Origin of the sequence: Streptomyces sp. NPDC048248 (genome assembly GCF_043201875.1) — a bacterium.
Taxonomy (GTDB): domain Bacteria; phylum Actinomycetota; class Actinomycetes; order Streptomycetales; family Streptomycetaceae; genus Streptomyces.
The window spans coordinates 43922-66361 of the sequence record NZ_JBICZL010000014.1 but is presented as its reverse complement, the minus strand read 5'-3'; the positions used below and the strand labels follow the sequence as shown (position 1 = coordinate 66361).

Below are 22440 nucleotides of genomic sequence, written 5' to 3'. Positions count from 1 at the left end.
GATACGCGGCGTTCGTGCGGCGGGGCGCCACGGTCCCGGCCGGGCTCCGCGCGAGCGGGCGGCGGGGCCTGGCGCCCCTGGGGTCAGGAGTCGTCGCGGTCCTTCAGCGAGTCCTTCATCCCGGCGGCCTTCTCCTTCGGGTTGGACATCGCGTCCTTGGCCTTGGCCTTGGCCTGGTCGGCGCGGCCCTCGGTCGCCATCCGGTCGTTGCCGGTCATCTTGCCGGCGGCCTCCTTGGCCTTGCCCTTCATCTTCTTCATGCCGCTGTCTTCACCCATGACGAACTCCTTTGTTCGGTGGGAAGGAGTGGGAAGTTCCGGCACCACGCTGCCGCAGGTCGGTGCGGTTCGCACCTGGAGGGGGCCATCGGTACGCACCCGCGGCGCGCCGTACGCCGGATGGCGCCCTCACCCCTCCGGATGCCGCGCGACGGCGGACGAGAGCTGGTGGAGCCGCAGGGCCAGTTGGATCTCCAGCGCACGGGCGGGCGACTGCCAGTCGGGGCCGAGGAGACGGCCTATCCGCTCCAGGCGCTGGGCGACGGTGTTCACATGGACGTGCAAGGCGTCCTTGGTGCGGGCCGGGCTCATTCCGCCGGCGAAGTACGCGCCCAGGGTGCGCAGCAGGTCCGTGCCACGGCGTTCGTCGTAGTCCGCCACCTCGCCGAGAGTGCGGTGCACGAAGCCGTCCACGTCGCGGGTGTCGGCGAGCAGCAGGCCGAGGAACCCGAAGTCGGCGGCGGCCGCACCCTCGCCGTCCCGGCCCAGCACGCGCAGCGCCTCCCGGCAGCGCCTGGCTTCCGCGTACGCGTCCGCGACCGCCGCGGGCCTGGCCGCCGGGGCCGGGACGGGCTCCGACGCGCCGACCGAGACGGGGACGTGCAGGGCGGCGCCGAGCCGCCCGGCGACCTCGCGGGCGGCCCGCGCCGGATCGCCGTCGTCTCCCAGCGGCAGCAGCAGCACGGCGCCGCCGTCCCGTACGGCGGCGAGCCCGTGGCGGGTGGCGGCGAGATGCGAGGCCGCCGACCACAGCCGCTGCCGGTCGGCACCGCCGGGGTGGGCCACCGCTTCGTATCCGTACGGCTCGGCGGACGGGTCGGCGGCGAGCGGCGCTCCGGCCGGGGCGTCGGCCGGTGCCTCGCCCGTCTCGTGCGGGCGGATTCCGTGCGGTGTGCGCGGCGGTGGGCAGGAGCGGCCGGAAGTGGCCGTTCCTGGTGCTGCGCCCAGGGGCGCAGGGGCGGGTGAGCCCGGCCGGCTTCCGTCCTGTGACGTGGTTTCGTAACTCTCGATGCGCGCCGCGAGGACGACGTGCGGCGCGTCGAGGTTCGCGCCCACCCTGGCGGCGCGCTCGCGCAGCAGGCGCGGGTCGCGGTCGGGCGCGTCGAGGAGATCGTCCAGCAGTTCGCCCCTGACCCGCTGCTCGGCCTCGCCCGCACTCCGCCGGGCGAGCAGCAGCAGGGACGTCACCATCGCGGCGCGCTCCAGGGTCCGCTGGTCGACGGGGTCCAGTTCCGGGTGCCCGCGCAGGACGAGGGCGCCGAGGACCTCGCCACCGGCCCACACCGCCGCGACCCAGTCGGCGCCGTCCCGCACGGCGTGGCCGTCGGCGCGGGAGCGGTCCAGCGCCTCACCGGGCGCGCGCTCGGGGTCGGTGAACTCCACCTCGCCGCGGAGTACCTCGGCGACCGCGGCAGCCACGTCCTGCACTCCGCCGCCGCGCAGCACCAGCTCGGTCAGCCGGTCGTGGATGTCGGAGGCCCGCTCGATGACCGCGCTGCGGTCGCGGATGATCGCGGTCGCGTCCTCCAGTTCGGTGAGCGTCTTGCGGGTCTCGGCGAGCAGGTTGGCGGTATCGATGGCGACGGCGGCGTGGGCCGCGTGGGCGGCGAGCAGGGCGATCTGGCCGCGCTCGAAGACCCGTTCGCGCCGGTCGGCGGCGAACAGCACACCGATGACACCGCTGCCGAGCATCAGCGGTACGCCGAGGATCGCCACCAGTCCCTCGTCCTGGACACCCGAGTCGATGGGTCCGGTGTGCCGGAAGCGTTCATCGTGGAAATAGCTGTCGGTGACGTACGGGCGGGCGGTCTGCGCGACCAGCCCGCCGAGCCCCTCGCCCATGCCGAGCCGCAGCTGCTGGAACCGGGCGGAGACGGAGCCGTCGGTGACACGCATGTAGGTGTCGCCCGCCGCGGGGTCGTTGAGCGTCAGATAGGCGACCTCGGTGCCCAGGAGGGAGCGGGCCCGGCGCACGATCGCCCGCAGCACCGCGTCGAGGTCGCGCAGCCCCGCGAGGTCATGGGCGGTCGCGTAGAGCGCGGACAGCTCCGCCTCACGCCTGCGACGGCCCTCCATCTCGGTCCGCACCCGCAGCGCCAGCAGTTTGGCCCGCTCCAGGGCGGCGAGCCGCTCGGTGGTCGCCCCCTCGGCGCGGGCACGCAGCACCGCGCGCTCGTACTCCTCCGCCGAGGCGCCGGTGGCCAGCAGGCCGAGGAAGGGCGTCTCTGCGGGGTCGTCCGGGGCGGCCGGGACCTCGACGGGGCGCCCGGACGGGGGACCGGGCTCGGGAATCGGCTGTTCGGTGGACATGGTCACAGGGATACCTCCGGTCCATCGTGGCGCGCCAGCCTCCGCCGCCCCTTCCGTTCAGCAGGTGCGTCGCGACCCGCCCCTGTCCGGACGCCTCCCGATCCGTGCAGGCCCGCCGCGGGAGGGCGTGCCTCAGTGCGCGGCCCAGCCGCCGTCCAGCAGCAGCGAGGTACCCGTGACGAAGGACGCCTGCGGGGTGCAGAGATAGGCGACGGCCTCGGCGACCTCGGCCGGTTCGACCAGCCGCTTGAGGGCCGAGTCGGCGAGCAGGATGTCGGACAGTACGCGCTCCTCGGGGATGCCGTGCGCGGCGGCCTGGTCGGCGATCTGCCGCTCGACCAGGGGTGTACGGACATAGCCGGGGTTGACGCAGTTGGAGGTCACGCCGTGCGGGGCGCCTTCCAGCGCGGCGGTCTTGGAGAGGCCCTCCAGGCCGTGCTTGGCGGCGACGTACGCGGACTTGAAGGGCGAGGCGCGGATGCCGTGCACGGACGAGATGTTGACGATCCGGCCCCAGCCGCGCTCGTACATGTGCGGCAGCGCTCCGCGCAGCAGCCGGAAGGGCGCCTCCAGCATGACGGTCAGCACCTCGTGGAAGACCTCGGGCGGGAACTCCTCGATCGGGCGGACGAGCTGGATCCCCGCGTTGTTGACCAGCAGATCGCTGCCCGCGGCCGCCCGCTCTGCGGCGTCAAGATCGGCGAGGTCCAGCGGGTGGGCCTCGATGCTGCCGGGGCTGCCGGCGGGGAGGGCGTCCGCGAGGCCGGCGAGCCCCGCAACGTCGCGGTCCACGGCCCGTACGGTGGCGCCGGCCGCCGCCAGCCGCAGGGCGCAGGCGCGCCCGATGCCACTGGCGGCGCCGGTGACGAGGGCGGTGAGGCCGTCGAGGTCGAGGGATACCTGGCCTGAGGTGCCGATCACGGTCATGACCGCACCCTAGGCAGCCGCCTCCGCCACACCGATGTGCCACCGCCCCATACTTCGTGAGCCGGGTGTGGCGTGCGCGCACCCCTGTCGTGGACGGTGGGGCGTCGGCCGGTGTCCGCACACCCTGTGTCCTGCCGCCGCATCTTCTCGACGCCACTCGTGTCGCTCGGTCACCCGATCGGCCGTCCCGGATCGCCGAGCACCCCGCGGCCTCCTAGCGTCAGACGACGCAGCGCGCCGCCTGCGACCGCCGCCACGAGGGAGTTCGATCATGCGTAGGCTCATCGCCGTGCCGACCGTACTGCTCGCCCTCGCCGCCGCCGGATGCGGGGCCGGTGACGACGCGGACGCCACGACCTCCGCCACGACGTCGTCGGGCACGGGCGCCGGGCCCGACGAGGGCGACCCCCCGGACCCGGGTGACTCGCCGGCTCCCGACTCGTCCCCCGTTCCCGGGCAGCCGGTCAGCTGCGGGGAGATCCCCGACGCGCTGGGCAAGGCGCGCAATGTCGCCCTGTTCGCTGACCCCGGTGCCGGCGGCACGGTGGGCTGCGAGGAGGCCCACGACGTGATGGCCGAGTTCTTTCTGCGGGCGCCGCAGGCAGGCGGTGGCAGCGAGGGGACGCTGGCGGTGCGGGGTTGGTTCTGCCAGTACGAGAGCGGCCCCACCGGCACCTGGGTCACCAGTTGCCGCAAGGACACCCTGGAGATGCACACGGAGGAGCCGTCCGGCCAGACGCCGGCGCCCGACCCGACGGAGGAACCCGGGGAACCCGGGGAACCCGGGGAGAGCCCGGAGGAGTCCCAGCTGCCGCCGATCCCGGAGGACCCCGGCGATCCACTGGACGAGCCGTCGAACGAGGAGCTGTAGCCGGCGAGCGTGTCCTACGCGTCCGCTTCCGACATGCCCCGGAACCACGTCGGCCCGGCCTCCACCGCCCGCTTGATGCGGATCAGCGCGTAGTCCTCCAAGGCAGGCAGGGCGTCCAGGTCGAACCAGCCCACTTCCAGCGACTCGTCGTCGTTGACCACGGCCTCGCCGCCGGTCGCGCGGCAGCGCAGGGTGACGTCCATGAACTGGCAGACGTCCCCGTTGGGGTAACGAGTCGGCGGCATGGTCTCCACGAGGACGACCCGCTCGGGGACGACCCGTACCGCGGTCTCCTCGTACACCTCGCGCACCGCGGTCTCGGCGGGCTGCTCCCCGGGCTCGGGGATGCCGCCGATCACCGACCAGCCGCCGGTGTCCACCCGCTTGCCCAGCAGAACCCGGCCCTCGTCGTCGAAGACGACCGCGCTGACCCCGGGCAGCCACAGGAGCTGACGGCCGACGGACGTGCGGAGGTCACGGATGAATTCGGGTGTCGCCATGCGTTGAACCCTAAAGGAAAGCGTCCCCGTTTCCGCTGCGCGCGTGGGGTGGCAGGGCCCGCTCCGACGCTCAGGCGCCCGCCGGAGTGCCGTTGCGCCGCACGCTCAGCCTGCCGCGGATGTAGCGGACGGCGGCCTCGGCGTTGTCGACGGTGACGGTGAAGGTGCGGCCGTCGTGGAGTTGGAGCACCAGGGCCTCACCACGCCGGACGACGACGGCCGTGCCCTGCTCGGGGCGCCAGCGGTAGCCCCAGCCGCCCCAGTGCCGCGGGGTGACCTGTGGGGCGTAGTCGGCTCCGACGACGTCGTCGAGCGGGATGCGGCGCCGCGGTACCCCTATATGGCCGCAGCGAACTTCCAGGGCGTCCTCGTCGACGCGTACCGCTACATGGACGAAGGCGATCGTGCCGAAGAGCACCAGCAGACCGGCCGCGACGCAGCCGACCACGGACATCACCAGGGGCGCGAGGCCCGACGTCCAGGAGCTGTCGACGGCGAGTTCGACGCCGAGGGCCATGCAGGCCGCGCCCACACCGGCGAGCAGCCACTGCACACGGTTGGTGGCGCCGCCGTGCCAGACCTCGGGAAGTTCCGCGTGGGCGCCGCCTCCGCCGGGGGGCAGGCCGTCGCCTACGGTGCTGTCGTCCTGATCGGGGGCTGCTGCCCCCTCCGGGGGGTGGTCCCTCATGGAACGCAGCGTACGCGTCTTTGCACAGCACGGCACCGTGGTGCGGCGTGCCCGCGCGGCCCGAGATCCCGGGGCGCGGACATCATGGCTGACGTCAGCCGCGGAGGACCGTCGCGGCCTCGCCAGGACCGGCCTCGGCGCTCTCCGCCAGCAGCCGCCCCTCCGCGTAGGCGAGCGCCGCGGCGGGCATCCCGCCCGGGCGGCCGCTGAGGAGCACGCTCACGCTGCCGGTCGGAGCGGCCGCGGGCGCGGGCTCGGCCCCGATGCGGCGCAGGGCCTGGGCGGCGACGGCCTCCGCGGAACCGTGCAGGACGAGGGCGGGGGCGCCGGGCTGTTGCAGGGCGGCCCTGATGCGCTCGGCGACCAGCTCGTAGTGGGTGCAGCCCAGGACGACGGCCTTGACGTCCCGCGGGGTGAGGTGTGCGGCGGCGGCGATGGCGGCGTCGATCGCCCTGCCGTCCGCCTCCTCCACGGCGTCGGCGAGTCCGGGACAGGGCACGCCCGTGACGTCCACGCCGTGGGCGAACCGCTCCACGAGGTCCCGCTGGTAGGGGCTGCCGGTGGTGGCCGGGGTGGCCCAGATGGCGACCGGGCCGCCACCGGCCGCCGCGGGCTTGATGGCCGGCACGGTGCCGATGACCGGCACGACGGGCTCCAGCTCGGCGCGGAGCACCGGCAGGGCGTGCACGGAGGCGGTGTTGCAGGCGACGATCAGGGCGTCGGGGTGGTGTGTGGCGGCTGCGCGGGCGACCGCAAGCGCACGCGCCGCGACATCGTCGGAGGTGCGCGGGCCCCAGGGCAGGCCGTCGGGGTCGGAGGAGAGGACCAGATCGGCGTCCGGCCGCAGTCGCCGCACGGCGGCGGCCGCCGCGAGCAGCCCGGTCCCGGAGTCCATGAGCGCGATCTTCACGCGGACACTTTACTCAGGACGGCGCCCGACTTGTCATACCGGCCCCGTCCGCGGTCCCCGGGGCGGCCGCTGTGTGCGGCGGCCGGAACACCCGCGGGGCACCTCCCACGGACGCGTGCCGCCCGGTCCGGGACACCCCGTCGATGACCGCCGCGCGGCGGTTCCGGTGCGGCAGACTGCGGCCGTGGGAGCGATGGAGTGGATCGGTGCGGGGTCACTGCTGGCCTGGGCGTGGCTGCTGCTGGGACAGGGCTTCTTCTGGCGAACGGACCAGCGGCTTCCGGCGCGCCGGGACCCGGCGCGCTGGCCTTCGGTCGCGGTGGTGGTGCCCGCGCGGGACGAGGCCGAGGTGCTGCCGGACAGCCTGCCGTCGCTGCTGGCACAGAAGTACCCGGGACGGGCCGAGGTGTTCCTGGTCGACGACGGCAGTACCGACGGGACGGGCACGGTGGCCCGCGCGCTGGCGGCGGAGCGGGGCGGGCTCGCGCTGACCGTCTGCTCCCCCGGTGAGCCGGAGCCGGGCTGGACGGGCAAGCTGTGGGCCGTACGGCACGGCATCGCGCAGGCGCGGGAGCGGCTCGCGCCGGAGTATCTGCTGCTGACCGACGCGGACATCGCCCACGAACCGGACAGCTTGCGGGAGTTGGTGGCTGCGGCGCGGTCGGCGGACCTGGATCTGGTCTCGCAGATGGCCCGGCTGCGGGTCGTGACGTTCTGGGAGCGTCTGATCGTGCCGGCCTTCGTGTACTTCTTCGGGCAGCTCTACCCCTTCCGCTGGGTCAACCGCCCGGGGGCACGGACCGCGGCGGCCGCGGGCGGCTGTGTGCTGCTGCGGCGGGAGGCGGCGGAGCGGGCGGGCATCCCGGAGACGATCCGGCATGCGGTGATCGACGATGTGACGCTGGCCCGCGCGGTCCAGCGCTCCGGGGGCACGATCTGGCTGGGCCTCGCGGACCGGGTGACGAGCGTGCGACCGTATCCCCGGCTGGCCGAGCTGTGGCGGATGGTCGCGCGCAGCGCCTACGCCCAGCTGTTGCACCAGCCGCTGCTGCTGGTGGGGACCGTCGCGGGCCTCGCGCTGGTCTATCTCGCGCCGCCCGCGGTGCTGCTGGCCGGAGCGGCCGCCGGTGAGGCCACGGCCGCGGCACTGGGCGGCGCGGCATGGCTCGTGATGTGCGGGACGTATCTGCCGATGCTGCGCTACTACCGGCAGCCGCCGTGGACCGCGCTGCTGCTGCCGTTCACCGCGGTGCTCTATCTGCTGATGACCATGGACTCGGCCGTGCAGCACTATCGGGGACGCGGGGCGGCGTGGAAGGGCCGGACGTACGGAGCGCCGTCCTGACCGCGCCTCCCGGGAGGCGCGGCCGCGATGTCCGCCTGCGGGCCGCGCGACGGCGGCGTCACTTGCGGGCCGGTGACCAGTCCAGGCCCCACCCGTAGGCCTGGTCGACGGTGCGCTGCGGGCTGATGCCGGGCTGGGGCACGAGGAACCGGGACTCGCGCTGGACGACGAGTTCGCTGCCGGTGTGCGTGATCAGAGCCAGGGCGCAGACGTTGGAGGGGACCGTGCAGGTGTCGAGGGCGAAGTCGACGGGGGCGCCGTGCTGCGGCTGGAGAGTGACGGTCGCGTCCAGCCCCTCGAAGCTGCGGGCACCGGCGTAGACGGTGACGAAGATCAGGATGCGCTTGATGCGGGCCTGGTGGTCGAGGTTGATGGTGAGGTTCTCGCCCGCCTGGACGGCGCCGGTGCGGTCGTCGCCGTCCAGCTGGATGAACGGCGGGGCGTGCAGCGAGCCGAAGTTGTTGCCGATCGGGTGCACCACGCCGGCGCTGCCGTCGGTGAGTTCGTACAGCGCGCACAGGTCGAGGTCGAGCCGGCCGGACTGGGGCAGCAGCGCGCCGCGGGCGCCCATCGCCTCCATCGCCTTGCGGCCGAGCTTCTTGCCGAGGCTCTTGGCGGCCTTGCCGCCGCTCCAGTTGAGGTTCACCCGCATCGCGCCGGAGGTACCGCCCTGCTTCGTCAACGAGACGGCCGGGGCATCCTTCGTGAGGGTGACTTTTGTCAGACGAACGGGAGTGGGAGCGGGGGGCGGCACCGGCTGACCGGGCGGCGGGGGAATTGACGCCGCGGGTTGACCGGTCGGCAACGGTGCCACGGCGGGCACGGGCGGAGGCGCCATCGGCTGCGCGGGAGGTGCAGGCGCGGACGGCGGGGCGGACGGCACCTGCCCGGACGGCGCGGCGCTCGGCGGGCCGGCAGCGGGGGCCCGGTTCGCGGCCGGCTCCTCCTCGACGCTGATGCCGAAGTCGGTGGCGAGGCCGGCGAGCCCGGTGTCGTAGCCCTGTCCGACGGCGCGGAACTTCCAGGCGCCCTGCCGCCGGTAGAGCTCGCCGAGCACGAAGGCCGTCTCGGCGGTGGCGTCCTGGCTGTCGAAGCGGGCGATCTCGGAGCCGCTCGCCGCGTCCAGCACCCGGATGTACAGCCCGGGGACCCTTCCGAAGGTGCCGCCGTCGCAGGAGGCGGCGAGCACGACCTTCTCGACACCGCCCTCGACGGCTGCCAGGTCGACGGCGAGGCTGTCGGTCATCACGCCGCCGGCCGGCTGCTTGCCTTCGTGGCGGACGGCGCCTGAGGCGTGCACGGCCTGGTTGTAGAACACGAAGTCCCTGTCGTCGCGAACCTTTCCCGACACCAGGAGCAGCGCGGAGGCGTCCACATCCGGAATCCCCGGAGCGGCCTGCCAGCCCAGTTCCACCCGGACCGCCGGGGCCGGAACCGGAACGTTGCTGCCCTTGAGCATCGACATCGCTGCGCCCTCTCTGTCGTTCGCGGTGCCCCGTCGGTGGTGGCACCTCCAACCTACTGGGCCGACGCCCCTGCGAGTGCCCCGCGTTCACCTGCGGGAAGCGGATCCTTTACAGGATTCCTACGGTCGATCGCGACCGTTTTTCCCAAGTTCGCTCACATTGAGGAACCTGGGCCACTCGCAGCCCGTAAAACAACCCTCTTTTCAGGCTCCCCAATCGGCACATCGTGGGCTTAACTTAAGAGGCATGACCTCCCCCCGCTCTACCTACGGCGGCGGCTACTACGCTTCGCCCTCCTTCCCGGACACTCCGATCTACGACAGCCTCGTCGCGGAACGCGGTACCCCTCAGATCGCCCCGATCCGGGTATCTCCCTCCCCTTACGACACCGGCTCGTCCTACCTGCCCGCCCTTCCGTCGGCGCTGCCCGCGCTGCCCGCCGCTCCCTCGTATCCCTCGGCGGGCCAGGGCTATCAAGGCAACGGGCAGCAGGCGGCCCCGCTGCAGCAGGCTCCCGCGCCCTATATCCCGCAGCAGGCCGGCAACCGCGGCTACCAGTCCCAGCAGCCCCAGCAGTACCCCCAGCGCCCGGCCGGCACGGGCTACGAGGCGATGCGCCCGGCCGCTCCGGTCGCGCCGCGTCCCGCCGCCCCCCGCCCGGCCGCGCCGTACGACGATCCGTACGGCCGCCAGTATCCACGGGGGTACTGAACCGGCCGGTCGGCCAACTGTCCGAGGCGACTGGCAGGATGGATTCCATGCCGACGCCAGCGCTGCAATCGATCCATCTCTATCCGGTCAAATCCATTGCGGGGTCCGGTCCCGGCGAGGCGGTCGTGGAGCCGTGGGGGCTCGCCGGGGACCGACGGTGGATGGTCGTGGACACCCAGCGCAGGATGCTGTCCCAACGGCAGCAGCCGACGTTGGCGTTGGCCTCGGCCGAGGTGCTGCCGGGCGGCGCCCTCGCGCTGACAGCGCCCGGTATGGAGCCGCTGACGGTCGAGGTGCCCGAGCCCGGCGAGACGGTCGTGGTCGAGGTCTGGAGGGACAAGGTCGAGGCGGTGCCGGCCGGCCGGCAGGCAGCCGACTGGCTTCGCGCGTATCTGGGTGTCGAGGCCGAACTGGTGCATCTGGACGCACCGGACATGCGCCGCCCCATCGATCCGGAGTTCGCCCTGCCCGGCGAGACCGTGAGCTTCGCCGACGGCTATCCCCTGCTGCTCACCACCACCTCGTCGCTGAACGCTCTCAACTCCCTCATCGCGCAGGGCGACCACGCCGACGAGGGCCCGCTGCCGATGAACCGTTTCCGGCCCAATGTGGTCGTCGACGGCACCACGCCCTGGGCCGAGGACGACTGGCGGTCGGTCCGCATCGGCGAGCTGACCTTCCGGGTCGCCAAGCCCTGCTCGCGCTGTGTGGTCACCACCACCGACCAGCGCACCGCCGAGCGCGGCAAGGAACCGCTGCGCACCCTCGCCCGCCATCGCCGCTTCGGTGACCGGCTGGTCTTCGGCCAGAACCTGATCCCCCAGGGGGCGGGCACGCTCCGTGTCGGCGACCCCTTCGAAGCAGTCGCCTGACGTGGCCTGCGGGCCTTCGGCGGCGCCCCGGGGCGGGCACCGATGACGGCCGCCGGGCGCATTGCGGGCCGCCCGCACGCTGCCTAGAGTGAGCGCTCCACGCCACCTGCGGGAGGGCCGTCCGGGGGGAGACGAAAAGCCAGGTGTCGATGCCTGAGAGGGGCACCAGGAACGATCACCTCATCCCTGTCCAGCATCTGCGACCCGGGGACCACGCCTTTGTGAGCTATGGCAATGACGAAGTGCGCTGGGAGGTCGTCACGGCCTTCGTGCGGCTCGGGCTGGCCCGCGGCGAGAAGGTCCTGCTGCTCCCCTGCCCCGGCGTACCGGAGGCGGAGGTGCTGGCCCGGATCGATTTCCCCAGCCGCAGTACGGTCCCGGCCCGCGAGCGCGGCCAGTTGGTGCTGACCAGCATGCGGGAAGTGATCCAGCCGGATACGGAGTTCACCGCCGCGCGCCAGTTGAGCAGGCTGAGCGAGGAGACCGACAAGGCGACCGCCGAGGGCTGCACCGGCCTGCGTGCCTTCATCGACATGGGCTGGGTGGCCGCGCTCGGCGCGGACGTCAGCGCGATGACCCACCGCGAGACACACGCCGACCACCTGTTCACCGGTCGGCCGTACACCGAGATCTGCGCCTACGACCGCCGCCGGTTCGACCGCGCGACGGTCTGCGCCATGGAACGCGCGCATCCGCGCGCCCTGCTGGAGCGCATCGGCAGCATGCGGTCCGAGCGGGGCCCGGACGACGCGGTGCACTTCATCGGCGAGGCGGACACCGCGAACCAGGGCGCGTTCACCAGATCGTTGGAGATCGCGCTGGCCCGGACGACGCGAAGCCGGCGGCTGACCATCGATCTGACCCGGCTGCACTTCCTGTCGGTCGGCTGCGCGACCGGCCTGCTCGCCCTGGTGCGCGACGCGGCGGGGCACGACCTGGTCGAGGTGCGCTGCGACCAGGTGCAGTCCGGAATGCTGCGGCGGCTCGGGGCCGGGACGGTGCCGAGGCTGGCCGCGAAGGAGGTGTCGCGGCCGTGGTGAGTCACGAACCGGTCGGGCCGTCGCAGTCGCCGCCGGCGGACGCCGGCCGCCGGCTGCTCCAGCGCCGTTTCACCGCACGACTGCTGCCCCAGTTGCGGCTGCTGGTGGAGGAGTGTGCGGCCCGCGAGGGTCTGGGCGAGCCGCGGCGCGGCGAGTTCGTACTGGCCGTGGACGAGATCGCCGGGAACGCCGTGGAGCACGCGGGTGGTTCCGGCCGGCTGGTGCTGAGCCGGGTCGGCGATGAACTGGAGTGCCGGATCAGTGACGCGGGGCCCGGGTTCAGCGAGGCGGTGATTCCCGAGCTGCTGCCGGGTCTTGACGGGGCACCGAAGGGGCGTGGCCTGTGGCTGGCGCGCCTGGTGACGGACCGGTTCGCGGTCGCGGCGGGCACCGCGGACACGGGCCTGGGGGGCGCCGTCGTGACGGTGGCGGTGCGGCTGCCCTAGGGCGCGCCGACGATGGCCCGTCCGCCCGTCCGCCCGTCCGCCCGTCCGCCTGTAGGGCAGCGGGCGCGGGACCGCGGCATGCCATGCACCGGCGGCGGCTCGGCCCACTCGCTCCGCCTCGGCTCCGAGGCGCCTTCGCGGACCGACGGGCGATCGCGCGGCGGCAGGGTCACCCCCTCCCACCAGGCCCCGCCTCGGGTCCATCGGCCACCCGGTCCTCGTCCGCCCGGTCCCACTCGGTCGTCTCGTCGGCTCTGCGGGCGACGCGTCCTAACAAGCCCCGCACTCCCGGGTGTTCACGCGCCGGTGGCGCCGAGTCGGGGCAGGAGTACAGTGTCCGCGCTCCGGCCGGTCCGCCCCTCGCGAAGTGATGTTCCTCTCTCTTTGCGGAACTCGCGCATGGACCAGGCGCGATGAGGTATTCACGGACACGGAAGGGGGTGCAGCGATGCGAGCGATGGCAGGTATGTGGCGTTGGCGACGCAATCCGCTGCGGCGCCGGACGGATCGGATCGAGGCGTGGGTGGCGCTGACCGCCGCCCTCCTGATCACGCTCGGGGCTCCCTCCGTGGGCTGGCTCACCGGACAGGCAGCGCACGGCGCGCTCCTGGAGACCGTCCGCCTCCAGCACGCACAGCGGCATCTGGTGTGGGTCACCGTCGACCGGCTGGTCTCCCGCACCCCGCTCGACCCCGACCCGGAGACCTCTTCCGAGCGCGACGCACACCGCCGGGTCATCGCCCGGTGGACCGCGTACGACGGCAGCCTGCACACCGGCCGGCTCGCCTCCCCTCGGCCGGTGGAGCCCGGCGAGCGCTTCCGGATCTGGACCGACCACGGCGGCCGGGTGATGCCGCGGCCGATGGACGTCAGCACTGCCGGTACGCATGCCGTGCTCGCCGGGCTGGGTGCCGCGGCGGCTGCCGGGGGCCTGATCGAGGGGGGCCGGCGGCTGGCCGTCTGGCGGCTGCGGGTGCGCCGCTACCGCCGCTGGGACGAGGAGTGGGAGCGCGCGGGCCAGGACTGGGGACGGGCCGGCGCGGGCAGCTGATCAACCGGCTGACCATGTCAACTGCCCCCCGCCGGGCGCGCTACGGTGGTGCATCCAGCCTCCCGGCTGGGGCCTCGCAGACCCGAATGCGGACATCCGCGGACGGATGCCTGCCGGGCCGACAACAGCCGCACGAGGTGGGGGCACGACAGCGCCATGGCACAGGGCTCGGTCCAGGTGACGCACTCCGGAACGTCGCGTTGGCGGCGCCGCACAGGGGAGTACAGCTCGCTCGCCGCCGCCCTGGAGGCCGCAGGGGACGGTGATGTCCTCACCGTCCCGGCAGGTACCTACCGCGAGAATCTGGTGCTGGTGCGCGCGGTGACGCTGCGCGGACCGGACGGGGCGCGCGGTTCGGTGCGTATCGCCCCGGCCGACGGCGTGGCGCTGACCATACGCGCCTCGGCCACCGTCCACGATCTGCATCTGGAGGCGACGGACTCGGCCGCGCCCGCGCTACTGGTGGAGGACGGCGCGCCCGAGCTGTCAGGTCTGCGCGTGGTGACCCGGTCCGCTGCGGGCATCGAGGTCCGCGGCGGCGCCCGGCCGACGGTGCGCCGCTGCACGGTCGACAACGCGGGCGGGGTCGGCATCAGCGTCCTGGACGGCGCCGGCGGCGTCTTCGAGGAGTGCGAGGTGGTGGCCGCGGGGCAGGCCGGGGTGGCGGTGCGCGGCGGGGCCCATCCGCGGCTGGAGAACTGCCGGATCCACCACGCCTCCGGCGCCGGCCTCTCCCTGAACGGCGAGGGCAGCGCGGTCGAGGCGGTGGGCTGCGAGCTGTACGAGATCAAGGGTGCGGGCATCCAGGTCGCGGCGCGGGCCACCGGCCATCTCACCGACTGCACCGTGCACCGCACCTCGGCGGACGGCGTCACCCTGGACACCGACGCGGTCCTCACGCTCGCCGACTGCGACATCCACGACATCCCGGAGAACGCCATCGACCTGCGGTCCCGGTCGGTGCTGACCCTGACCCGCAGCACGGTGCGGCACTTCGGCCGCAACGGCCTGTCCGTCTGGGACCCGGGCACGCGCGTGGACGCCAACCAGTGCGAGATCCACGACAGTACAGGCGACTACCCGGCGGTCTGGGTGAGCGACGGCGCCACGGCGGTGCTGGACTCGACGCGGGTGCACGACGTGCCGGACGCGCTGTTCGTGCTGGACCGTGGCTCGCGGGCCGATGTGGTGGACTGCGACATCTCGCAGGTCCGCAACACCGCGGTGTCGGTGAGCGACGGGGCGACCGTGCAGCTGGACGACTGCCGGATCCGCGAGGCGGCGACCGGCGCCTGGTTCCGTGACCACGGCAGCGGGGGCACCCTCGCCAACTGCACCATCGACGGCGCCCAGACCGGGGTGATCGTCACCAAGGGCGCCGACCCCACCATCGAGGGCAGCACGGTCAGTTCACCGGCCGAGGCCGGGTTCTATGTGTCGGCGGAGGGCCGCGGCACGTTCCACGGCTGCCGCGTCACCGGAAGCTCGGGCTTCGGCTTCCATGTGATCGACGGCTGCCGTACGACGCTGACGCGCTGCCGCACGGAGCGGTGTGCCCGTGGCGGCTACGAGTTCGCCGACGGCGGCTCCGGGTTCGGCGACGGTACGGCAGGCGGGCCCACCGTCCAGGACTGCACCAGCGACGAGAGCCGGACGGCCACCGCCCCGTCGACCGGGGCCGGGACCGCTCCGGCCGTGCAGACCGCAACCCAGACCGCCGGGCTGCTTGGCAACGTACCGGCGCAGAGCGCCCCGCAGGCGCCGGTGGCGGCCCCCGAGCCGCCCGTCGCCACTCGGCCCTCCGATGAGGTGCTCGGCGAACTCGACACCCTGGTGGGCCTGGACAGCGTCAAGCGTGAGGTACGCAGCCTGATCAACATGATCGAGGTGGGGCGCCGGCGGCAGGAGGCCGGGCTGAAGGCGGCGTCGGTGCGCCGGCACCTCGTGTTCACCGGCTCCCCCGGCACGGGCAAGACGACCGTGGCGCGCCTGTACGGCGAGATCCTGGCCTCTCTGGGGGTGTTGGAGCGCGGGCACCTGGTCGAGGTGTCCCGGGTTGACCTGGTGGGCGAGCACATCGGCTCGACGGCGATCCGTACCCAGGAGGCCTTCGACCGGGCGCGGGGCGGGGTGCTTTTCGTCGACGAGGCGTACGCCCTGTCCCCCGAGGACTCCGGGCGGGACTTCGGCCGGGAGGCCATCGACACGCTGGTGAAGCTGATGGAGGACCACCGGGAGGCGGTGGTGGTGATCGTGGCGGGCTACACCGCCGAGATGGCGCGCTTCCTCGCCGTCAACCCCGGTGTGGCGTCGCGGTTCTCACGGACCATCACCTTCGGCGACTACGCGCCGGAGGAGCTGCTGCGCATCGTCGAGCAGCAGGGCGAGGAGCACGAGTACCGCCTCGCCGAGGGGGCCGGCGAGGCGCTGCTGAAGTACTTCACGGCGTTGCCGAAGGGCCCCTCCTTCGGCAACGGCCGTACCGCGCGGCAGACGTTCGAGGCGATGGTCGAGCGGCACGCGGGCCGGGTCGCGCAGCTCACCGACACGAGCACCGACGACCTGACCCTGCTCTACGCGGAGGATCTGCCCGAACTGCCCTGAGGGGACGACTGCTGCGGGCCCGGCCCGCTGCGGTCGGGGCCACCCTCCGGCTCGTCGTCCCGCTGGCCGGGCAGCCCGGGGTCGAGCCGGGCGATCAGCGCGGTGCGCACCTCGGCGAAGACCGGGTCGGCCTGGTAGTCGCCATGGCCCAGGATCTGGGCGGGCAGCGGGTTCTGGAGCGTACGGCCGAAGGCGAGCGGGTCACGCAGCGGGCCCTCGTCGACGCGGCAGCCGTCCTCGCAGGTGAGCCGGGTCGGGCCGCCGATGGGGTCGGTGAAGCGCCACAGGTTGCGCCAGTCGTCCATCTCACGGTGCAGACCGGTGAGCAGGGGCGGGCCGAAGAAGGCGGGGAACCAGCGCCCGTAGAGGCGTTCCAGGGGGGAGCCGTAGGTGAGCAGCGCGACGCGGCTGCGGGTGACCAGGTCCAGCTGCCAGACGGCTGCCGCGGCCAGCACACTGCCCTGCGAGTGCCCGGAGATCACCAGGCGCCCGTCGAACCGCTCCGTCCAGGTCGCCATCCGCCAGGTGAGGTCGGGGACGGCACGCTCGGCGTAGCAGGGCGGCGCGAAGGGGTGGGCGGCGCGGGGCCAGAACGTGCCGACGTCCCAGAGGATGCCGATGGTGCGGCGGGCGGAGTGGTCGCGGTAGGCGCGTCGGCCCATGGCGACGAGGACTATGACGCCCGCGCCCATCAGCCAGGAGCCGAGCGCCTCGGCGGTCTGCGCGGCCGCGTGCACGACGGGCGGCGCGGCCTCGGTGGCGCGGCCGGGCGCGCGGCCGGTGAGCCAGGCGCCGGCCACGGCGCCGGCCCCGAGGACGAGGGTGACGGCGGCGGTGGCCGCGACGAGGACGGGCGCCGAGTCGGTCAGGCCGGCGCGGGCGATGGTGCCGGCGATCCGCTTGGTGCGCAGGTCGTCGGGGCGCTCCTGCGGGTCGAAGAGTCCGGGGACGTCGTGGGAGACCTTGCTGCGGACGACGAGCACCCGGATACCGGCGAGCACCACGACGACGGCGACGACGACCAGCAGCGCCGGGATGACCGCGGCCTGCCAGGAGAGGAGTACCGGCGGGCCGGCCATGGGGGCGTGCGCCTGGCCGGGGGTCGCGCCACCGTCCAGCCAGTCGGCGAACCGCTGGGCCACTCCCCCGGACAGCACCCCACCGACGGCACAGGCCAGCAGGGCGACGGCCGGGCCACCCATACCGCGCAGGGCGGTGCGGTCGTCGTCGCGGGCCGCGCGCTGCAGCACCCATGCGGTCACGGCGAGCGCGAGGACCATGGCGCCCTGGAAGACGGCGATCGCGCCGAAGGCCGAGGCGCCGGGCAGCGGGCCCGAACTGTGTGCTCCGGGGCGCGCCCAGGCGGTGTGCACGGCGACCAGCACCAGCGCGCCGAGGCAGGCGAACGGCAGCGCCCGCACGACCAGGCGGTCGGACTCGTCGTCCGGCGCGGCCTCGCTGCGGGCGGTGCGCCAGACGACCGCGAGGGTGGCGGCGGACAGCAGCACGATCAAGGCGGTCAGCGCCCGGCCGGTGACGGTGAGGGCGGTGCCGGTGCGCCGGTCGGCCTCGGCGGTGGCGACGAGCAGCGCGGCGGCGACGGTCAGCACACCGGCTGCGGTGTGCGCGGCGCGCAGCCGCGCGACCAGCCGGCGGCCGTACCAGAAGCCGTCCAGGCTCAGCGTGGTGCGCTCGGCGGCGGGGGTGTGACGCGAGGTGCCGGGGCGGCGGGGCGGCGGTGAGGCGGACTCGTAGGCGCTCCAGGTGCGGTACGACAGCCACCACAGGAAGCCGATGACCAAAAGGGGCACCACCGAGGCGAGCACGAGGCGGCGGCCGGGGGCGCTCCACCAGCCACCGTTGTCGGGGCTGAGGAAGCCCATCCAGGACTTGCCGGTGACGCAGTCCGTGCTGCCCGCGCACTGCCAGGCCATGAGATCCAGGGTGACCTCGCAGGCCGCGGCGGCGAGCAGGACGGTCAGGGTGAGCGCCAGGATCCGCACCAGGACGTCGTAGAGCCGCTGGGCGCGGTGCTCGGGGGGCGCGGCGGGACGCATCCAGTGGGCGAGGTTGGCGACCATGAACGGCACCAGGATCAGCCAGAGGGCGCGGGCGCCGTTGCCGGAGGTGAGGTTGGACCAGCAGTACGCCTCGCGGACGGGCCGGTCGCGGAAGTCGCCCGGCCGTTCCTCGGCGTCCGCGTCGTCGGTGCGGCGGTAGCAGGCGGCGGTGTCGTCGCCGGTGATCCGCTGGACGCGCGGGTCGCCGAGCATCTCCGCGGGTGTCGTGCCGCCGACGCCGTGCACCAGCAGTTCCAGAGCGAGCTGCGGTGCTTCGTCCGGCGGCCCATCTGCCGTCTTCCGTCGTGGCGTTGGGCGGGCGTGCGGTGTCGTGTCCGCGGTCTCCACTTGTCTTCCCCCGTTGTCCGTGCGGCGCTGTGCGGCGCCCCGAGGATTGTCCCTTTCCCCCGCACGAGCGTCCATCCACCTCTGCGACACACGTCACGGTCCTTCCGACGGCAGCGCCGGTCCCGGTCCGGCTGTCGGTGCTCCGTGCGAGGATGAGGGGACCAGTGATCGCGGGCGGCAGCCGGCGCGAGAGACCGGACTCAGCGAGCCGGGCGGAAGGGACGGGCCGGGGTGAGCGACAACCAGAACCTGCTCGCGGAGCAGCGACGTGCCCTGATCCTCGACGAGGTCAGGCGGCGCGGCGGTGTCCGGGTCAACGAGCTGACCCGCAAGCTGAACGTGTCGGACATGACGGTCCGTCGCGACCTGGACGCGCTCGCCCGCCGGGGCATGGTCGAGAAGGTGCACGGCGGCGCGGTGCCGGTCAGCGAGCCGAGCGCGCACGAGCCGGGTTTCGAGGCGAAGTCGGCGCTTGAGCTGAGCGCCAAGGAGGACATCGCCAGGGCCGCTGCGGAGATGGCGGCGCCGGGCAGCGCGATCGCCCTGGCGGGCGGCACGACGGCGTTCGCGCTGGCGCAGCAGCTGCTTGAGGTGCCGGATCTGACGGTGGTGACGAATTCGGTGCGGGTGGCCGATGTCTTCTACAGCGCGCAGCGGGCGGCGGCGACCGGCGGCTCGGGGCCGCGGGCGGGCGCCGCGACGGTCGTCCTGACCGGCGGGGTGCGGACACCGTCGGACACCCTGGTGGGCCCGGTGGCGGACGCCGCGATCCGGTCGCTCCATTTCGACGTGCTCTTCCTCGGTGTGCACGGCATATCGGTGGAGGCGGGCCTGTCCACGCCCAACCTCGCCGAGGCGGAGACCAATCGGCATTTCGTGCGGTCAGCGCGGCGAGTGGTGGTGGTCGCCGACCACACCAAGTGGGGTACGGTCGGCCTGAGTTCGTTCGCGTCGCTGGAGGAGGTGGACGTGCTGGTGACGGATGCCGGGCTGTCCGCCGAGGCGCGCGCGCAGTTCGCCGAGCTGCCCCCCGAGCTGCTGGTGGCGGGCGAGCAGCCGGATGACACAGACATCTGATAACTCGTCAGCTATGGTGTGCGGCGCACATCCACCGCCGCCGCCGCCGTGAAGGGGTGCTCGTCCCATGGCGCACCGACTCCGCCCCGTAGAACTCGACTTCACCTCGTACGCCCCCGTGCGGCTGGTGTTCGCCGAGGAGATCGCGGCGCCGCCCGAAGAGGTCTACGCCGCGCTCGCTGACGATGTCGCCGGCTGGTCGCGCTGGTTCTCAGGGGTGGCCCGCTCGGCGTCGACGGACGGCGGCCGGGGCCGCGACATCCGTCTCACCGGCGGCACCCGCTTCGTGGAGACCGTCCTGGCGGCCGAGCCCGCCGCCCACTACGCCTACCGCGGTGACACCACCAACGCCCCCGGCCTGCAGGCCCTGTTGGAGGACTGGCGACTGACCCCCGTGGGCGGGGGGACCCGGGTGCGCTGGATGTTCGCGGCGGACGGCCCGGCGGCGTTCCGCTTCGTGATGCCGATGGCCAGGCCGGGCCTGGGACGCGCCTTCCGTGAGTCGGTGCGCTCGCTGGACCGCCTGCTCGCCGAGCTCTGAGGCCCGGCGGGCGGGCCGCCTCAGGCCGGCCAGGCGCCGGTGGAGAGGAAGGTGTCGAGGGTGTCCGCGTAGGGCGCGATGTCCAGGCCCTGGGAGGCCAGCCACTCGTCGGAGTAGTACTTGTCGAGGTAGCGGTCACCGGGGTCGCAGAGCAGCGTGACGACGGACCCCTTGCGGCCCTCGGCGACCATCTCCGCGACGATCTTCAGGGCGCTCCACAGCCCGGTGCCGGTCGAGCCGCCCGCCTTGCGGCCGATGGCCTTCTCCAGGGCCCGTACGGCGGCGACGCTGGCGGCGTCCGGCACCTTCATCATCCGGTCGATCGCGCCGGGGACGAAGCTCGGCTCCATCCGCGGCCGTCCGATGCCCTCGATGCGTGAGGCCGTCGCGCAGTCGGTCCCGGCGTCGCCGGTGAGCCAGCCGTCGAAGAAGCAGGAGTTCTCCGGATCGGGGACGCAGACGCGGGTGTCGTGCTGCATGTAGTGCACGTACCGGGCGATCGTCGCGGAGGTGCCGCCGGTGCCTGCGGTCGCGACGATCCAGGCGGGCTCGGGGTAGCGCTCCAGCCGCAGTTGCTGGTAGATCGATTCGGCGATGTTGTTGTTGCCGCGCCAGTCCGTGGCCCGTTCGGCATAGGTGAACTGGTCCATGTAGTGGCCGCCGGACTCGGCCGCGAGCCGGGCGGAGACGTCGTAGACCGTCCGCGGGTCCTGGACGAGGTGGCAGCTGCCGCCGTGGAACTCGATCAGCCGGGTCTTCTCGCGGCTGGTCGTCGCGGGCATCACCGCGATGAAGGGCACCCCGATCAGACTCGCGAAGTACGCCTCGGAGACGGCCGTGGAGCCGCTGGAGGACTCGATGACGGGCTTGCCGGGACGGATCCAGCCGTTGCACAGCCCGTAGAGGAACAGCGAGCGGGCCAGACGGTGCTTGAGGCTGCCGGTGGGGTGCGTCGACTCGTCCTTGAGGTAGAGGTCGATGCCCCACCGCTCGGGCAGCGGGAAACGCAGGAGGTGGGTGTCGGCCGTGCGGTTGGCATCGGCCTGCACCTTGCGGACGGCTTCTTTGAGCCAGGCGCGGTAGTCCGGATCGGTGCGGTCGACGTCGACGGTGGGCATCGGGGTGTCGACCGCGGCCGTACGGTCCGGCCGGTTCTGCGGCTGCTGTGCGGTGCTCACCGGCGCTCCTCAAGGGGTCAAAGAGCCCGCGCGGGGACGCCGGGCCGGTTTCGACTATAGCCACCCGCGGCAACCTTCTCACCTGCATAAACAACCCTTTGAGAGCCCCCAAGGAAGCCCTGGGAGCGGGCCGTTGCGGGCGCCTGGCGCCAGGGGCACTGGTGTCCGGGCCCTCCTACCGGCAGACTCCCCTCAAGGGGCGGTGGAGGGCACCTGCCCGTTTCACCGAGGAGGTGGTGGCCATGGCGGAGCCGGAGTACAACGCGACCGGCGTACGGATCGAGCGGTGGCTGCGGTCCATGACCCGCGCCGGGCAGGTCGTCATCGCGGACGGCAGACTCGCGCTCCTGACGAGCTACGGCACGGAGATCGACAGTGCGCCACTGACGGCGGTGCAGGCGCACAAACCGCTGTTCGCAGCCCGCGACCGGGCGCTCGCCACCCTCAACGGCCACCGCTACTCCCTCACTCTCGGCGCCCCGGAACTCTTCCTGAAGGCCCTGGAGGCGGCGCGTCCGCCGCGCGCCTGACCCCCTGCTCCGGCGCGGTGGTGCGGTTGCGGGAGCGCACCACCTGCCCGACCCTGGACACGTATCACTGAGGGTTCACCAGCGGTGACGCTGTGGTGCAGCCGACATCGCTGGATCCGATCTTCGCCCCTGCCCGGTTCGGGGGGCGCCCGGCCTCATCAGGGAGTCGTGGTCGTGATCAGGCAGCCCAGCAGGCATTGCACGGTGGGGCTCCATGCCCTGCCGTCCCGCATCGGACATGTGCGCAGAATCGTTTCTGCACAGCTGCGGTACTGGCGTCTCGACGCCTTGGTGGACCCCGCGACGCTCGGCGTGACCGAACTCCTCGCCAATGTGCACCGGCACGCCCGGCCCAGTAAGCAGTGCACGGTCGAACTGTGCGTACTCCTGGACCAGTTGACGGTCTCCGTGCACGACCTGGATCCGCGGCTGCCGCACCTGCGCGTCGCCGAGAGCTGGGAGACGTGCGGGCGCGGCCTGGCGCTGATCGCGGCGCTCAGCGAGAGCTGGGGGGTTCGCCCTGACGGGGAGGGCAAAGTCGTCTGGTTCACCCTTCCGGCCCTCACGCCCGCCGTCGAGGAGGCCCTCGCGGTCACCACCCACTGGGAGACCGTGGGGCTGGAGCCCGAGCCCACGTGCGCGCCGGCCGACCCCCTCGCCCCGGTGCAGAGCGCGAAGGTCGGCTGA

21 protein-coding genes are annotated in these 22440 nt (G+C 73.4%); 12 read left to right on the top strand and 9 right to left on the bottom strand.

The features are described from left to right. Nucleotides 1-83: 83 nt before the first annotated feature. The 3 genes from ACGFZW_RS28505 to ACGFZW_RS28495 all read right to left on the bottom strand — a co-directional run bounded on the left by ACGFZW_RS28505 (nt 84) and on the right by ACGFZW_RS28495 (nt 3515). Nucleotides 84-278, bottom strand: coding sequence for a CsbD family protein (locus tag ACGFZW_RS28505; RefSeq protein WP_393896102.1), 195 nt, complete (start codon nt 276-278; stop codon nt 84-86). A 129-nt stretch (nt 279-407) separates the two neighbouring features. Further along, complete coding sequence (locus ACGFZW_RS28500; RefSeq protein WP_393896101.1) at nt 408-2588, bottom strand: helix-turn-helix domain-containing protein; 2181 nt, start codon at nt 2586-2588, stop codon at nt 408-410. Between the two features lie 132 nt (nt 2589-2720). Then, nucleotides 2721-3515, bottom strand: a complete 795-nt coding sequence (locus ACGFZW_RS28495; protein ID WP_393896100.1) for a 3-hydroxybutyrate dehydrogenase — start codon at nt 3513-3515, stop codon at nt 2721-2723. A gap of 271 nt (nt 3516-3786) precedes the next feature. Between ACGFZW_RS28495 and ACGFZW_RS28490 the strand changes: the two genes are divergently transcribed. Next, nucleotides 3787-4386, top strand: coding sequence for a hypothetical protein (locus tag ACGFZW_RS28490; RefSeq protein ID WP_393896099.1), 600 nt, complete (start codon nt 3787-3789; stop codon nt 4384-4386). A gap of 14 nt (nt 4387-4400) precedes the next feature. Here ACGFZW_RS28490 and ACGFZW_RS28485 read toward each other — a convergent pair whose 3' ends face one another. The 3 genes from ACGFZW_RS28485 to ACGFZW_RS28475 all read right to left on the bottom strand — a co-directional run bounded on the left by ACGFZW_RS28485 (nt 4401) and on the right by ACGFZW_RS28475 (nt 6484). Continuing rightward, nucleotides 4401-4886 carry an NUDIX domain-containing protein gene (locus tag ACGFZW_RS28485; protein ID WP_393896098.1) on the bottom strand — a complete coding sequence of 162 codons (486 nt, stop codon included), beginning with the start codon at nt 4884-4886 and terminating at the stop codon, nt 4401-4403. A gap of 70 nt (nt 4887-4956) precedes the next feature. Continuing rightward, entirely contained in the window at nt 4957-5574 is a 618-nt protein-coding gene (locus ACGFZW_RS28480) for a hypothetical protein (RefSeq protein ID WP_393896097.1), read from the bottom strand. Nucleotides 5575-5668: 94 nt separating this feature from the next. After that, nucleotides 5669-6484 (bottom strand): glutamate racemase, encoded by an 816-nt coding sequence (locus tag ACGFZW_RS28475; protein WP_393896096.1) that lies wholly within the window; start codon nt 6482-6484, stop codon nt 5669-5671. A 193-nt stretch (nt 6485-6677) separates the two neighbouring features. On the opposite strand from ACGFZW_RS28475, the gene ACGFZW_RS28470 reads away from it, so the two are divergent. Next, nucleotides 6678-7829, top strand: a complete 1152-nt coding sequence (locus ACGFZW_RS28470) for a glycosyltransferase (RefSeq protein ID WP_393896241.1) — start codon at nt 6678-6680, stop codon at nt 7827-7829. A gap of 58 nt (nt 7830-7887) precedes the next feature. Here ACGFZW_RS28470 and ACGFZW_RS28465 read toward each other — a convergent pair whose 3' ends face one another. Then, the gene (locus ACGFZW_RS28465) at nt 7888-9294 is read right to left on the bottom strand and encodes a TerD family protein (protein ID WP_393896095.1); all 1407 of its coding nucleotides are present in this window, start codon (nt 9292-9294) and stop codon (nt 7888-7890) included. A gap of 247 nt (nt 9295-9541) precedes the next feature. Here ACGFZW_RS28465 and ACGFZW_RS28460 point away from each other — a divergent pair, with 247 nt between their 5' ends. From ACGFZW_RS28460 to ACGFZW_RS28435, 6 genes are all read left to right on the top strand, one after another. Continuing rightward, on the top strand, nt 9542-10006 hold the full coding sequence (locus ACGFZW_RS28460) for a DUF6643 family protein (RefSeq protein WP_393896094.1): 465 nt from the start codon (nt 9542-9544) through the stop codon (nt 10004-10006). A gap of 47 nt (nt 10007-10053) precedes the next feature. Further along, nucleotides 10054-10878 carry an MOSC domain-containing protein gene (locus ACGFZW_RS28455; protein ID WP_393896093.1) on the top strand — a complete coding sequence of 275 codons (825 nt, stop codon included), beginning with the start codon at nt 10054-10056 and terminating at the stop codon, nt 10876-10878. Between the two features lie 221 nt (nt 10879-11099). After that, nucleotides 11100-11918 (top strand): MEDS domain-containing protein, encoded by an 819-nt coding sequence (locus ACGFZW_RS28450; protein WP_393896092.1) that lies wholly within the window; start codon nt 11100-11102, stop codon nt 11916-11918. Further along, a complete protein-coding gene (locus tag ACGFZW_RS28445) occupies nt 11912-12364 on the top strand; it encodes an ATP-binding protein (protein ID WP_393896091.1) in 453 nt (150 codons plus the stop codon). The genes ACGFZW_RS28450 and ACGFZW_RS28445 overlap by 7 nt, the downstream gene beginning before the upstream one ends. A gap of 448 nt (nt 12365-12812) precedes the next feature. Further along, nucleotides 12813-13415 carry a hypothetical protein gene (locus ACGFZW_RS28440; RefSeq protein ID WP_393896090.1) on the top strand — a complete coding sequence of 201 codons (603 nt, stop codon included), beginning with the start codon at nt 12813-12815 and terminating at the stop codon, nt 13413-13415. A gap of 156 nt (nt 13416-13571) precedes the next feature. Next, entirely contained in the window at nt 13572-16019 is a 2448-nt protein-coding gene (locus tag ACGFZW_RS28435; RefSeq protein ID WP_393896089.1) for a right-handed parallel beta-helix repeat-containing protein, read from the top strand. On the opposite strand, the gene ACGFZW_RS28430 is transcribed toward ACGFZW_RS28435, so the two are convergent. After that, nucleotides 15989-18427 (bottom strand): hypothetical protein, encoded by a 2439-nt coding sequence (locus tag ACGFZW_RS28430; RefSeq protein ID WP_393896088.1) that lies wholly within the window; start codon nt 18425-18427, stop codon nt 15989-15991. The genes ACGFZW_RS28435 and ACGFZW_RS28430 overlap by 31 nt on opposite strands. A gap of 231 nt (nt 18428-18658) precedes the next feature. On the opposite strand from ACGFZW_RS28430, the gene ACGFZW_RS28425 reads away from it, so the two are divergent. Together ACGFZW_RS28425 and ACGFZW_RS28420 are read left to right on the top strand one after the other, a co-directional pair. After that, nucleotides 18659-19504 (top strand): DeoR/GlpR family DNA-binding transcription regulator, encoded by an 846-nt coding sequence (locus ACGFZW_RS28425; RefSeq protein ID WP_393896087.1) that lies wholly within the window; start codon nt 18659-18661, stop codon nt 19502-19504. Nucleotides 19505-19571: 67 nt separating this feature from the next. Beyond that, nucleotides 19572-20045, top strand: a complete 474-nt coding sequence (locus ACGFZW_RS28420; RefSeq protein WP_393896086.1) for an SRPBCC family protein — start codon at nt 19572-19574, stop codon at nt 20043-20045. A gap of 20 nt (nt 20046-20065) precedes the next feature. Here ACGFZW_RS28420 and ACGFZW_RS28415 read toward each other — a convergent pair whose 3' ends face one another. Beyond that, complete coding sequence (locus tag ACGFZW_RS28415; protein ID WP_393896240.1) at nt 20066-21163, bottom strand: PLP-dependent cysteine synthase family protein; 1098 nt, start codon at nt 21161-21163, stop codon at nt 20066-20068. A gap of 302 nt (nt 21164-21465) precedes the next feature. On the opposite strand from ACGFZW_RS28415, the gene ACGFZW_RS28410 reads away from it, so the two are divergent. Then, the gene (locus ACGFZW_RS28410; RefSeq protein ID WP_393896085.1) at nt 21466-21753 is read left to right on the top strand and encodes a hypothetical protein; all 288 of its coding nucleotides are present in this window, start codon (nt 21466-21468) and stop codon (nt 21751-21753) included. A gap of 174 nt (nt 21754-21927) precedes the next feature. After that, nucleotides 21928-22440 (top strand): ATP-binding protein, encoded by a 513-nt coding sequence (locus ACGFZW_RS28405; RefSeq protein WP_393896084.1) that lies wholly within the window; start codon nt 21928-21930, stop codon nt 22438-22440.

Bases quoted from the DNA above. Each gene is read 5' to 3' on its own strand.
- ACGFZW_RS28440 (WP_393896090.1), top strand. From the start codon at position 12,813: ATGCGAGCGATGGCAGGTATGTGGCGTTGGCGACGCAATCCGCTGCGG.
- ACGFZW_RS28480 (WP_393896097.1), bottom strand. From the start codon at position 5,574: ATGAGGGACCACCCCCCGGAGGGGGCAGCAGCCCCCGATCAGGACGAC.
- ACGFZW_RS28505 (WP_393896102.1), bottom strand. From the start codon at position 278: ATGGGTGAAGACAGCGGCATGAAGAAGATGAAGGGCAAGGCCAAGGAG.
- ACGFZW_RS28420 (WP_393896086.1), top strand. From the start codon at position 19,572: ATGGCGCACCGACTCCGCCCCGTAGAACTCGACTTCACCTCGTACGCC.
- ACGFZW_RS28470 (WP_393896241.1), top strand. From the start codon at position 6,678: ATGGAGTGGATCGGTGCGGGGTCACTGCTGGCCTGGGCGTGGCTGCTG.
- ACGFZW_RS28455 (WP_393896093.1), top strand. From the start codon at position 10,054: ATGCCGACGCCAGCGCTGCAATCGATCCATCTCTATCCGGTCAAATCC.
- ACGFZW_RS28500 (WP_393896101.1), bottom strand. From the start codon at position 2,588: ATGTCCACCGAACAGCCGATTCCCGAGCCCGGTCCCCCGTCCGGGCGC.
- ACGFZW_RS28415 (WP_393896240.1), bottom strand. From the start codon at position 21,163: ATGCCCACCGTCGACGTCGACCGCACCGATCCGGACTACCGCGCCTGG.
- ACGFZW_RS28490 (WP_393896099.1), top strand. From the start codon at position 3,787: ATGCGTAGGCTCATCGCCGTGCCGACCGTACTGCTCGCCCTCGCCGCC.
- ACGFZW_RS28495 (WP_393896100.1), bottom strand. From the start codon at position 3,515: ATGACCGTGATCGGCACCTCAGGCCAGGTATCCCTCGACCTCGACGGC.
- ACGFZW_RS28485 (WP_393896098.1), bottom strand. From the start codon at position 4,886: ATGGCGACACCCGAATTCATCCGTGACCTCCGCACGTCCGTCGGCCGT.
- ACGFZW_RS28410 (WP_393896085.1), top strand. From the start codon at position 21,466: ATGGCGGAGCCGGAGTACAACGCGACCGGCGTACGGATCGAGCGGTGG.
- ACGFZW_RS28435 (WP_393896089.1), top strand. From the start codon at position 13,572: ATGGCACAGGGCTCGGTCCAGGTGACGCACTCCGGAACGTCGCGTTGG.
- ACGFZW_RS28465 (WP_393896095.1), bottom strand. From the start codon at position 9,294: ATGTCGATGCTCAAGGGCAGCAACGTTCCGGTTCCGGCCCCGGCGGTC.
- ACGFZW_RS28460 (WP_393896094.1), top strand. From the start codon at position 9,542: ATGACCTCCCCCCGCTCTACCTACGGCGGCGGCTACTACGCTTCGCCC.